Annotated in this window: 8 protein-coding genes and 1 riboswitch; of the genes, 2 read left to right on the top strand and 6 right to left on the bottom strand. The window is 70.3% G+C overall.

What is annotated here, in order from left to right; translation table 11 throughout:
• Nucleotides 1-59: 59 nt before the first annotated feature.
• From ACFFIA_RS20765 to ACFFIA_RS20750, 4 genes are all read right to left on the bottom strand, one after another.
• Nucleotides 60-2,522 (bottom strand): glycoside hydrolase family 2 protein, encoded by a 2,463-nt coding sequence (locus ACFFIA_RS20765; RefSeq protein ID WP_377253204.1) that lies wholly within the window; start codon nucleotides 2,520-2,522, stop codon nucleotides 60-62.
• 84 nt (nucleotides 2,523-2,606) lie between these two features.
• On the bottom strand, nucleotides 2,607-3,497 hold the full coding sequence (locus ACFFIA_RS20760) for a carbohydrate ABC transporter permease (RefSeq protein WP_377253203.1): 891 nt from the start codon (nucleotides 3,495-3,497) through the stop codon (nucleotides 2,607-2,609).
• Nucleotides 3,497-4,489: a carbohydrate ABC transporter permease gene (locus ACFFIA_RS20755; protein ID WP_377253202.1), complete on the bottom strand. Its 993-nt coding sequence runs from the start codon at nucleotides 4,487-4,489 to the stop codon at nucleotides 3,497-3,499. Before ACFFIA_RS20755 ends, ACFFIA_RS20760 begins: the two co-directional genes overlap by 1 nt.
• Nucleotides 4,490-5,758, bottom strand: coding sequence for an extracellular solute-binding protein (locus ACFFIA_RS20750; RefSeq protein ID WP_377253200.1), 1,269 nt, complete (start codon nucleotides 5,756-5,758; stop codon nucleotides 4,490-4,492).
• Nucleotides 5,759-6,053: 295 nt separating this feature from the next.
• On the opposite strand from ACFFIA_RS20750, the gene ACFFIA_RS20745 reads away from it, so the two are divergent.
• Together ACFFIA_RS20745 and glyA are read left to right on the top strand one after the other, a co-directional pair.
• Nucleotides 6,054-7,076 (top strand): LacI family DNA-binding transcriptional regulator, encoded by a 1,023-nt coding sequence (locus tag ACFFIA_RS20745; protein WP_377253199.1) that lies wholly within the window; start codon nucleotides 6,054-6,056, stop codon nucleotides 7,074-7,076.
• A 5-nt stretch (nucleotides 7,077-7,081) separates the two neighbouring features.
• A riboswitch (ZMP/ZTP riboswitch) is annotated at nucleotides 7,082-7,168 on the top strand.
• Nucleotides 7,169-7,193: 25 nt separating this feature from the next.
• Nucleotides 7,194-8,462, top strand: coding sequence for a serine hydroxymethyltransferase (gene glyA / locus ACFFIA_RS20740; protein WP_377253197.1), 1,269 nt, complete (start codon nucleotides 7,194-7,196; stop codon nucleotides 8,460-8,462).
• 724 nt (nucleotides 8,463-9,186) lie between these two features.
• Here the strand turns inward: glyA and ACFFIA_RS20735 are convergent.
• Nucleotides 9,187-11,847, bottom strand: a complete 2,661-nt coding sequence (locus tag ACFFIA_RS20735) for a putative bifunctional diguanylate cyclase/phosphodiesterase (RefSeq protein ID WP_377253196.1) — start codon at nucleotides 11,845-11,847, stop codon at nucleotides 9,187-9,189.
• A 136-nt stretch (nucleotides 11,848-11,983) separates the two neighbouring features.
• Complete coding sequence (locus tag ACFFIA_RS20730) at nucleotides 11,984-12,286, bottom strand: beta propeller repeat protein (protein ID WP_377253195.1); 303 nt, start codon at nucleotides 12,284-12,286, stop codon at nucleotides 11,984-11,986.
• Nucleotides 12,287-12,296 lie beyond the last annotated feature (10 nt).

Here is a 12,296-nt window from a genome sequence, read left to right as displayed (position 1 = left end):
CGGTGCGGCGGGAGCGACGACGGCGAGGGCGACGAGCGCGGTGAGGAGGGTTCGTAATCTCATGAGGTACTCCCGGGAGTCTGGGGCTGTACGTCGTTGACGCACCTCAGCACCGGGCGGGCGGTCAGCGCAGCGGGGTCGAGGTCGGGGCGGGCGGTCACCGTGAACGTCGCCGACTCCCCCGGCAGCAGCGTGACCATCAGCTCGTCGACGGAGGCGGACGGGTCCAGCCGATCGGGAAACAGGGCGAGGTCACGCAGGATCGTGCCGGCGCGCACGGTGACCCGCCAGCCGTCGGAGAGCGGCTCGGCCGTCGCCTCGTACTCCGGCGCGGGGTAGGCGATGTCCTTGTCCTCGGCGAAGAACCACCACGCCCGCAGGCCGTCCGCGTCGGCCAGCACCAGTTCGCGGCTGGGGTCTTCGCTGCCGGCCACGTCGCCGGGGAGCGGAAGCGTCACCGCGCGGCGCGGTGGCACGTCCAGCTCGATCGCGGTCTTCGCGCGCCCCTCCCCGGTGACGGCCAGGCGGGTCACGGCGGCTGTGCCCTGCCACGGCTCGGCGCCGTCGTTGACCGCCACGAGCACCAGCTCGCCGTCGCGCGGCTGGATGGTGAGGAGGCGGTCGGCGTACGCACGGCGCAGCGAATACCACAGTGGCTTGCGCCGCCCGTCGCCGTCGATCGCCGCCCACGAGGTGACCGGCCAGCAGTCGTTGAGCTGCCATACGACCGTGCCCATGCACAGTGGACGGAGCGACCGGAAGTGCTCGACGCCAACGGCCACCGCGCGGGCCTGGTTGACCTGGGTCAGGTAGTGCCAGTCGTCGAAGTCGTGGGGCGCGGGCAGGTGCGCGTCGAGTCCACGTTGGAGCTTGGCGTCGCCGTCGATCGCCTTCTGGTGGTGGAGCATCCCCGGCGAGTCGTGCGCCAGCGGCTCGTCGCTGATCGCGCGGCGCAGCGTGGCGTACACCGGGGGACCCTGGTAGCCGAACTCCGCCACGAACCGCGGGCGGTAGTCGCGGTAGTGGACGTAGTCCTTCTCGTTCCACACGTCCCAGATGTGCATGCTGCCGTGCGCCGGCTCGTTGGGGTGCCGGGAAGGGCCGGAGTACGGGCTGCTCGGCCAGTACGGCCGCGTGGGGTCCAGCTCGGCGACGATGGCCGGCAGCACCTCCAGGTAGTAGCCCTCGCCCCAGGTGCGCCCCGCCAGCCGCTCCGGCCAGCCCCAGTCGTGAAAACCCCAGATGTTCTCGTTGCTGCCGAACCAGGCGACCAGGCTCGGATGGCTGGCGAGCCGAGCGACCTGTTCGCGCGCCTCGGCCACCACTTCACTCGCGATCGGCTCCTCCTCGGGGTATGCGGCGCAGGCGAAGAGGAAGTCCTGCGCGACGAGGAGCCCAAGTTCGTCCGCGAGATCGTAGAACTCCTCCGACTCGTACCGGCCGCCGCCCCACACGCGCAGCAGGTTGACGTTGGCGGCGATGGCCTGGGCGAACCGCTCCGCGTAGCGCTCGCGGGTCATCCGGGTCACGAACGTGTCGTCGGGGATCCAGTTGACCCCGCGGGCGAAGACCGGCACCCCGTTGACCACGAGCGTGAAGGGCGTGCCGTGCGCGTCGGCGGTGGTGTCGAGGCGCACCGAGCGGAAGCCGATCCGCCGCTGCCAGGTGTCCACCGCGTCGCCTCCCGCCGAGCGGAGGGTCACGTCGAGGAGGTGGCGGACCTGCTCGCCGTACCCCCTCGGCCACCACAGCTCAGGGTCGCGGACCTCGACCGTCACCACGGCCGTGCGCTCCCCCGGCGCGATGGTGGTTTCCGCCCGGAAGCCCGTGACCGCCGCGCTCACCGAGAGCGGCTCGTCGGACTCACGCTCGACCTCGACGTGTACGGCGACCCGCCCGACCCCGTCCGCCACCGTCGCCAGTGGACGGACGGCGGCCAGCCGCGCGGTGTCCCAGCTGTGCAGGCCGATCGGCTGCCAGATGCCCGCGGTGACGACGTTGGGCCCCCAGTCCCAGCCGAAGTTGCAGGCCATCTTGCGGACGAAGTTGAACGGGTCGGGGTATGCGTTGGGCCGGTCGCCGAGCCCGGCCCGCACCTCCTCGGCGTACCGGTACGCCGATCCGAAGTGGACGCGCAGCCGGTTTTCGCCGGTGCGCAGGTGCGGGCGCGCGTCGAAGCGGTAGGAGCGGTGCATGTTGGCGGTGGTGCCCAGTTCGGCGCCGTTGAGGAAGACCGTGGCGACGGTGTCCAGGCCGGCGCAGGCGAGGTCGACGCGGGACCGGCTGGTGGCGTCCCATTCGAACGCGGTCTCGTAGACCCAGTCGGCGTGGCCGATCCAGCCCAGCGCGGTCTCGTTGTCGTCCAGGTACGGGTCGGGTATGCGGCCGGCTGCCAGCAGGTCGGTGTGGACGCACCCGGGCACGGCCGCCGGCACCTGACTGACCGGAAAGTCAGCCGGCACCGCCGGTCCGGCGGCCGGGGCCACCGTCCAACCGTCGTGCAGCGGTCGAAAAACACTCATGCCCGTCCTCGCTTCACCGCGGGCGGGCATGAGGCACAAGACGCACTGAGCCTGATGATTCCCTCGCTTCGCTCGGTCATGTACCTACCCCTTGATCCCGGAGAGCGCGATGCCCCTGGTGAAGTGCTTCTGGAAGATGAGAAAGACGATGACTGTGGGCAGAGAGGTGAGCAACGACGCGGCCATGATGACCGCGAAGTGTTGTGGGTTGTAGGCGTTGGACGCGTTGAGCCGGGAGAGCGCGACCGGGAGGTTGGCCATGTTGTCGCTCTGCACGATGATGAGCGGCCACAGGAAGTTGTTCCACTCGGCGAGCACCACGAAGATGGCCATCGCCGCGAGCGCCGGCCGCATCAGCGGCATCACCACTCGCCACCAGATCCGCCACTCGCCCGCGCCGTCGACCCGCGCGGCGTGCACCAGGTCGTCGGGGATCGAGCGCATGTACTGCACCAGGAAGAAGACGACGAACGCCTTGGCGAGCGCGGGGATGATGTATCCCTCGTAGCTGTTGAGCCAGCCCAGGTTGCGCACGATCAGGTAGTTGGGGATGAGGCTGACCTGCCAGGGCACCATCATCGAGGCCACGATGACCACGAAGATGACCCGCTTTCCGGGCAGGTCCATCTTGGTCAGCGCGTACGCGGCGAGCGCGGCGAGCAGCAGCGACACGACCGTGATGGTGGACGCGACGAAGAGGCTGTTGAACATGAATCGCCCGAAGCCGCCCGGCACGTCGACGAAGCGCTGGAAGAGCCCCGCGACGACCTGCTCCCCTCGCTGCTCCGGCGTGTACCTGGCGTCGTAGAACGCGTCCAGCGTCGGGTCGTGCGGCACGAAGCTGGGCGGATTCCTGGTCAGCTCGGGCACCGGCTTGAAGGCGGCGGTGAGCATCCAGTAGAAGGGCACCAGCATGGTGAGGCCGAAGAGGTACAGCGGGATGCGGCCGAGCGCGGGCCACAGGTTGCGTCGCATCACAGCTCCCTCAGCGCCTTGGTGACCCGGAGCTGGATCATGCTCACGATGAAGATGATGATGAAGAGCGACCAGGCGATCGCCGAGGCGTACCCGAGCTGGAACTTCGTGAAGCCCATGTCGTAGAGGTAGGGCACCAGCATCAGGCCGCTGTCCTGCACGCCGCCCACGCTGCTCACGCCCCGGAAGACGATGTAGACCGCCTCGAAGACCTGGAACGCGGAGATGAGGCTGGTGATCACCACGTACGTGGTGACCGGCTTGAGCTGGGGCAGCGTGATGTACCAGAACTGCTGCCACGCGTTGGCCCCGTCGAGCCGCGCCGACTCGTAGTGCTCCTCCGGGATCGCGTTGAGCCCGGCCACGAAGATGACCATGCCATATCCGCAGCCGCCCCAGACCGCCATCACCACCAGGATCGGGATCGTCAGCGCCGGTGTGGCGAGCCACTGCACGGGCTCCACGCCGACCCAGCCGACCACCGTGTTGGCGAGGCCGAAGTCTTCCACGGTGAAGATCCAGCGCCAGATCAGCGCGACCGCGATGGTGGAGGTGACGGCGGGCAGGAAGAAGAGCGTACGCATGATGCGATCGCGCCAGCTCGTGCCCTGGAAGGCGACCGCCAGCGTCAGCGCGAGCACGGTGGTGAGCGTGACCGCGGCGGCGACGTAGACGAACGAGTTGGCGAGCGCCTGGCGGAAGCGCTCGTCCTCGAACCACAGCCGCTGGAAGTTGTCGATGCCCAGGAAGGACGGCGGCTTGACCCCGTTGTAGTTGGTGAACGCGAAGTACAGCGAGTTGAGCAGGGGCCACACGAGGAAACCGATGAACAGCACCGCGAACGGGAGCAGCATCACGTACCCGGGAAGCGCTCGCCGCAGCCGCATGCGCCGCAGTTCGGGCGAGCGCTTCGCCCGGCGTACCCGACCAGGACCCTGGCCCCCCGCGGCCGGCGCCCCCGGCGCCGGCGCGGTGGTGGTCGGCGTGGCCATCTACTTGAGGTTGTTGTTCATGATCGTCGCGGCCTCGGAGAGCGCCTTCTTCGGATCGACGTTGTCGTTGACGACCGACTGGAGCTTCTTGGTCACCTCGGCCTGGCTGACCTCCCAGCCCTTGCAGTTGGGCGGGCCGCTGACCGTCTCCATGGTGGTCGCGAGCGTCTGCTTGACGTTGTCGGTCGTGTTGAGCGTGTTGAGCTGGTCCGACCGGGGCGAGAGCCACAGCTCACCGGCCCGGTTGTAGACCTCCTTCTGGAGCAGCTGGATGGCCTCGTCGGTGTACGTCCACTTGATGAAGTCGGCCGCCGCCTTCGGGTACTTGGTATACGACATCACGCCGATGATCCGGCCGCCGACGAACGTGCCGGCGCCCGCCGGACCGGTCGGCAGCGCTGCGACCTGCCACTTCCCCTTGAGCTGCGGATGCGTGGTGTCGATCGCGTTGGCCACCCACGAGCCGTCGATCGCCATCGCGACCTCGCCGTTGGCCATGCCGGCGGCCGAGTCGGTGGCCGCCTTCGGCACACCGTGCTCGCGGAACTGGTCGGCCCACGTGGTGGTGGCGAGCACGGCCTGGTCGCTGTCGATCGTGGCCTTAGAGCAGTCGTCGGCGTAGAGCGAGCCGCCGGCCTGCTTCAGCCAGTTGAACCAGGGCAGCCACTCGAAGGTGTTCCAGTTTTCCACCAGCGGGGTCTTCACACCGGCCGCCTTGAGCTTGGTGATCGCGGCGGTGAGGTCCTCCCACGTCTTCGGCGGGCCGCTCAGCCCAGCCTTCTGCAGCAGGTCGGGGCGGTAGAAGAGCAGGTAGAACGCGTTGTCGAAGGAGACGCCGTATACCGCGCCGTCGGAGGAGGTGATCGCCTTGAGCACCTCGGGGCGGGTCTGCTGCTTGATGCTGCCGATGTCGTGCGTGTTGAGGTCGATCATGCCGCCCAGCTCGCCGAACTCGATGCCCCACGACATGCCGCCGGAGATGATGTCCGGCCCGGTCTTGGAGGTGGCGGCGGTGAGCACCTTGGCATGGCCGTCGTCCCAGGAGAGCGCCTGGACCTTGATCGTCACGTCGGGGTGGGATTGCTTGTAGACGTCCGCGACCGCCTGGAGCGCCGCCGCGTGCTCGTCGGAGCCGGTGTTCCAGAAGGTGAGGGTCGCCGGCCCCTCGGCGTCCTGGGCCGGCTCGTCGCTGCCGCCGGAGGTGGTGCAGCCGGCCACGAGTGCGGTCATCGCGGCCGCGGCCGTGACGACCGCCAATCGCGTACGCATGTCTGCCTCCATATGACTAGCGCCACAGCATCGATAAGTATTGACTGAACCGGTTGAGTAGGCACACGGTACGGCCGGTCCCACAGAGTGTCAATGGCGTGTTAACGGCTTGATCGTCCGCTAACGGAAAGGAACTTAACCGGACAAGCGTTCGGCGACTGGCCCGTTTCCGCTGGCCACGAGGTAGCGTAAGACCGCTTGTTACTAAGGAGCGCCACGTGAGCGAGCTTGCGATTGAGCCACCGGGCTCGGCGGCTTGCGCGAGCGGCGGCTCCTCACGCGGTGAGGAGGCGGCGTGAAGCGACCCACCATCGCGGACATCGCACGGCGTGCCGGAGTCTCGAAAGGCGCCGTGTCGTATGCCCTCAACGGGCAGCCCGGTGTCTCCGAGGCGACCCGGCAGCGCATCATCGCGATCGCCCAGGAGATCGGTTTCAACCCCAACAGCGCCGCCCGCGCGCTCTCCGGGGCCACCGCCAACGCGGTCGGGCTGGCCCTCTGCCGCCCCGCGCGCATCCTCGGCATCGAGCCGTTCTTCATGGAGCTGATCAGTGGCGTGGAGGCGGAGCTGTCGGCCCGCTCGTACGCGCTGACCCTCCAGGTCGTCGCCGACCAGGACGCGGAGATAGCGGTGTACCGGCGCTGGTGGGGCGAGCGACGGGTCGACGGCGTCTTTGTCTGCGACCTGCGGGTCGACGACCGGCGCGTGCCCGTACTGGAGGAGCTGCAACTCCCCGCGGTCGTCATCGGCGGCCCCGGCCACACCGGCAGCCTGGCCAGCGTGTGGGCCGACGACGCCGCCGCGCTCGTCGAGACGATGGAGTACCTCGTCGCGCTCGGCCACCGCCGCATCGCCCGGATCGGCGGGCTGCCCGGCCTGCTGCACACCGAGATCCGCAAGCAGGCGTTCCTCGACGCCAGCGAGCGGCTGGGGCTGGAGCAGTCGGTGAGCGTGCCCTCCGACTACACCGGCGAGGAGGGCGCCCGCGCCACGCGCCGCCTGCTCAGCACCGCCGGCCGCCCCACCGCGATCATCTACGACAACGACGTGATGGCCATCGCGGGGCTCGCGGTGGCGCAGGAGATGGGGCTCGCCGTCCCCGGTGACCTCTCGATCGTGGCCTGGGACGACTCCGCACTGTGCCAGCTCACCCACCCTCCGCTGACCGCGATCGGGCGAGACATCCCGGCGTACGGCGGCCACGCCGCCCGGCAGTTGCTCGCCGCGATCGAGGGTCGGCAGATCGGGGCGTACCAGGATGAGACCGCGCACCTGACTCCTCGTGGGAGTACCGCGTCTCCGCGCACGACGGGCTAACATCACGGGGTACTCGCGACTGGCGCATTGAGGTGGAAGAGACCACCGGGGAGCGACCACGATTCACGGCACCGCGCGCCTGGGTGCCGGTCATCGTCGACATGCCAGGAGGTCGCTGTGCACGAGCCACCGATCCCACACCTGACCGCCGCCGACCCGGAGCTGGCCCGCCTCGTCGAGGGTGAGGCCCAGCGGCAGCACGACAAGCTCCGCATGATCGCCTCGGAAAACTACGTCTCCACGGCGGTGCTCGAGGCGAGCGGCACGGTGCTCACCAACAAGTACTCGGAGGGCTACGCCGGCAAGCGCTACTACGAGGGTCAGCAGTTCGTCGACCCGATCGAGACGCTCGCGATCGAGCGGGCCAAGGCGCTCTTCGGTGCCGAGCACGCCAACGTCCAGCCGTACTCCGGCTCCCCGGCCAACCTCGCCGTCTACCTGGCGTTCCTCCAGCCGGGCGACACGGTCATGGGCATGTCCCTGCCGATGGGCGGCCACCTGACCCACGGCTGGTCGGTCTCCGCCACCGGCAAGTGGTTCAACTCCGTTTCGTACGGGGTCTCCCGCGAGACCGGCCTCATCGACTTCGACGAGGTGCGCGACCTCGCCCGCCGCGAGCGCCCGAAGGTCATCTTCGCCGGCGGCACCGCGATCCCGCGCACGATCGACTTCGCCGCGTTCGCCGAGATCGCCCGTGAGGTCGGCGCGGTGCTCGCCGCCGACATCGCCCACATCGCCGGCCTCATCGCCGGTGGCGCCCACCCCACTCCGGTCGGGCACGCCGACGTCATCACCACCACGACCCACAAGACCCTGCGCGGCCCGCGCGGCGCGATGATCCTGTCGACCGCCGAGCACGCCACCGCCATCGACCGCGCCGTCTTCCCCGGCCTCCAGGGCGGCCCGCACAACCACACCACGGCGGGCATCGCGGTCGCGCTGCACGAGGCGTCGCAGCCGCCGTTCGCGGCGTACGCGGCCCAGGTGGTCGCCAACGCCAAGGCACTCGCCGCGGCCCTCGTCGAGCGGGGCTTCGACCTCATCTCGGGCGGCACCGACAACCACCTGATCCTCGCCGACCTGACCAGCAAGAGCATCGGCGGCAAGCCCGCGGCCAAGGCGCTCGACCGGGCCGGCATCGAGCTCAACTACAACACGGTGCCGTTCGACACGCGCAAGCCCTTCGACCCCTCCGGCATCCGGCTCGGCACGCCGGCGCTGACCACGCGCGGCCTGACCGAGGCGCAGATGCCGCAGGTGGCCGCGTGGATGGACGACGCGGTGACGGCCGCCATCAAGGAGGACGAGGCGGCGCTCGAGCGGATCGCGGGCGAGGTCCGCGACCTGCTGGCCACCTACCCCATACCGGGCTACAAGTCCGCCTGACGATCTCTCTCGGGTCAGCGGAACGCTATGGCTGTTACGGGCTCCGTAGCAGCCATGGCGTTTCCCTCGAGGCGTGTCTGCGAATGGCGAAGACGGCACGAACCCACCGGGCTTGAGGCAATGAGGCGGTTGAGGAAGCTCGAACGAGCCGGATGGCCATCCGCCAGGTAGCCTCCGGCCAGAGGGCTCAAGCTGCCAAGCAGTGCGTATGGGCCGCGCTGGGGCCTGGTGTCGGGTTGGAGAAGCTGTCGAGCTGGGCGCACCGGTGCACCCAACCTGCCCCGGACGCCGGGATACGCGACTCTCGGCGTGGACGCCAGGCCCGGTGGTTGCCGCGCTGGACCCGGCGGCAGGTGTGGGCGATTGTCGGGGACACTGCCCCTTCAAACCGGCCTCAAGGGGCTATGTCCCCGACAAAGCCCCTTGTCCGGGCTGACTGGGTCGGGAGGTGGTCCGTCCGTGGCGACCAGTTGACCCTAGAGGTGAACTCTTCGCCACGCGCGAAAGCACGCGGGCACGCCCTCGATCAACCCAAGCGATCCAGAGGCTGCCCGCCCGGTGGGCAATCCGAACCGACGCCGACGTCGGCGGCGTCGCGCGCGCCGCGATCGTGGGGACGCGGAGGATGAGGCCGCGGGAGCAACGGCCGCGAGCACGACGGGCATCGCGGCAGCTCCCCTCTGTCACACCGGAATCGACCGCAACGGAAAGCGCGAAAAGATCGCTAGTTGCTCGGGGCGCGGTGTTCTTCCAGGAAGGCTTCGATGCGCTCCGCAGGCGCGGGACGGGCGAGCGCGAACCCCTGCCCCAGCCCGCACCCCGCCTCCTGGGCCTGCCGGATCTGGGTCATCGACTCCAGGCCCTCGGCGATGATCTCCACGCCCAGCCGGCGGCCGAGGTCGGCCACGACGTCGATCAGTGGGCGGCTGTGGCCCTGGAGGTCGGCGGGGAGTTGGTCGCTCGGGGCGGCGATGATGGCGCCGTCGATCTTCAGGAGGTCGACCGGGAGGCGGCGGAGCTGCTGCAACGATGCCTGCCCGGCGCCGAAGTCGTCCAGGGCCGTGCGTACGCCCAGTGACCGCAGCGCCGCGAGCTGGCTGACCATCGCGGCCGCCGCCTCGGTGGGGAGGCGGGACTCGGCCACCTCGACCACGAAGAGCTCGGGCGGGACACCGTGCTCGGCGAGCGCGCCCTTGAGCCGCGTGACGTAGTCGGCGGCGGACAGCTCGCGGGGTGAGACGTTGATCGACATCCACAGGTCGCGGCCGGGCACGGTCCAGGCGGCGAGCTGCCTGGCCGCCTGCGTGAGCACCCACTGGCCGATCTCTTCGAGCAGCGCGAGGTCTTCCGCGACGGGCAGCAGCTCGTTGGGGAGCACCGTGCCGAGCGCGTTGTTGCGCCAGCGCAGCAGCGCCTCGACGCCGACCGGCTGCCGGTCGGGCAACGAGAGGACCGGCTGGTAAACCAGGTCGAACTCGCCACGGGCGGCGGCGCCGGGCAGCTCGCGTTCGAGGTCCATGCGGCGGACCAACTGCTCTTCGAGGTAGGCGTCGTACCACTCGATGCGGTCGCGGCCAAGCTGGCGGGCGCGGCGGCGGGCGAGGTCGGCACGGCGGAGGACGTCGTCGACGCTGTCGCCACCGGAGACCTCGGCCAGGCCGATGCTGACCTTGAGGTGCACGATCGCGCCCGGCAACTGGTAGGGCTCCGTGAGCACGGTGAGCAGGCGCGTGCCGAGCGCGTACGCGAGGACCGGCCCCTCGACGGTGACCACCGCGAACTCGTCACCGGCCAGGCGGGCCGGCAGGTCGTCGGAGCCCACGGCGGTGCGCAGCCGGCGGCCGACCTCGACGAGCACCACGTCGCCGACCTCGCGGCCGCGCACCTCGTTGACGTCGGCCATGCCGTGCAGGTCGATGACGAGCAGCGCGCCGGTGTGCCCCTCGACCTGACGCTGGCTGACGATCGTGCGCATCAGCTCACGGCGGTTGGCGAGGCCGGTCAACTGGTCGGTGAAGGCGAGCTGGTGCAGCGTGCGCTCGAGGTGGCGGCGCTCGCCAACGTCGCGTACGTGCACGACGAGCGCGGCCACCTCGGGCACGTCGCGCTGGTCGCCCACTGTGGACTCGGTGTCGCGCCAGGCGCCGTATCCGTCGCGGAGGCGGGCCTCGACCAGCGGCGGGCGACCCGGTGCCTGGCGCTCGGCGAGTACGGCGGTGAGCAGCGAGGTCACCTCGGGCGCGTCTTCGGGGTGCATGAGCGCGGGGAACGGCCGCCCGATCACGTCGGCGTCGGAGAGGCCGAAGAGACGGGCCGCGGCCGGCGACTGCCAGCGCACGACGAGGTCTTCGCTGACCACCATGATGAGGTCGTTGGCGCCGGCCACGAGCGAGCGGAAGTGGGCCTCCTGCTCGACGAGCCGGCGGGCGAAGCGGCGGACGTCGGCGGCGGCCATGATCTCGCGGACCACGACGGTGGGGATGACCATGAGGCCGAGCAGGATCGCGGTGTGGTCGAACTCGCCGACCGTGATCAGGTGGTAGAGCGCGGCCAGCATGGCGAGCAGCGCGGGCACGGTCAGCAGCGGATAGCTGGACAGGCGCGTCTCGGGATCGTTGGGCGGCGGCAGCTCGCCGTCGGCGTCCGCGCGGTAGGCGCCGAGCAGCACCAACACCGGTCCGATCGCCACCAGGGCGGCGGCGAGGAGGAGGCCGCGGTGGCTCACGCCGTACGCGATCATCATCGTCTGAATCCCGAGGCCGAGCACGGCGGCGCCGGCACCGACGCCGCAGAGCAGCGCGGCGCGGCGGTAGCGGGCGGCGCGCAGCGCCGTCACCGTGACGATCGAGAGCCCGCCGACCGCGAAGAGGAACCCGGCCAGTGCGGCCGGCGGCATGCCACCGGGCGGCGGCAGGAGCCAGCCAGTGAAGGCGAGGCTGATCCCGATGCTGACGCCGTCGCAGACGCGGCGGAGGCGCACGCCGATGTTGGTGGCGGCGCCGGGCAGGAGCAGGACACCGAGCACGTACATCGCGACGGCCGCGGCCAGCCCCACCGCGCTCACGGCCGCCTGGTGCGCGCCGTCGACCTGGGGCAGCGCGACCGCGGTGACCCCGCCGGCCAGCGCGCCCATGCCCAGGAAGCCGGCGCCGCGGCACGGGCCGAAGCTGTGCTGGGTCGAGTGGATGTGCAGGGCGAGTCGCACCAGCCGGTAGGTCACCAGCGCGGCGATCCCGCCCACGCCGGCCACAAGGCCGAACGCGGGAGGGGTGAGGCCGGCGATGGAGCCGGCCAGACACACCGCGGCTGCGGCGAACACGGCGATGTCCACTGTGGGGACGGCACCGAACCGGGTACGGGCGCCAGGGTTGTACGGCACTGTCACTGCCGGGTCCTCTTCACGAGGGAGTGAGGGGGGACGGCGCGGCTCCGCTTTTGGCGAGACCGCACCTATGACCGGTAACGAAACGCCGGCCACACGGGTTACGGGTCAGTATCGAACCAAGATTTCGGACGGCAGGTCAGCCTCCCGCGACCGATGGAAGGATCCGCACCTCCCCATCCTCGTCGCGGCTGGCGTAGACCTCGCCGGAACGAGTGCCGAAGTAGACGCCCGCCGGATCGGCGTCGTCGGCGCACATGGCGTCCCGCAGCACGGAGGGATAGTACGGCTCCGGGGGCAGTCCCGCGGTGAGCGGCTCCCACGACGTGCCCGCGTCGGGCGAGCGGACGACCCGGCACCGGTGGTCGACCGGGAAGCGCTCGGCGTCGCGGACCAGCGGGAAGTTGTAGACCACGCCACCGCGCGACGGATGGGCGAGCATCGGGAAGCGA

It is taken from the genome of Phytohabitans kaempferiae (genome assembly GCF_042433955.1).
Classification (GTDB): domain Bacteria; phylum Actinomycetota; class Actinomycetes; order Mycobacteriales; family Micromonosporaceae; genus Phytohabitans; species Phytohabitans kaempferiae.
The sequence above is the reverse complement of the archived record's forward strand: the minus strand, read 5'-3'. Positions and strand labels throughout refer to the sequence as shown.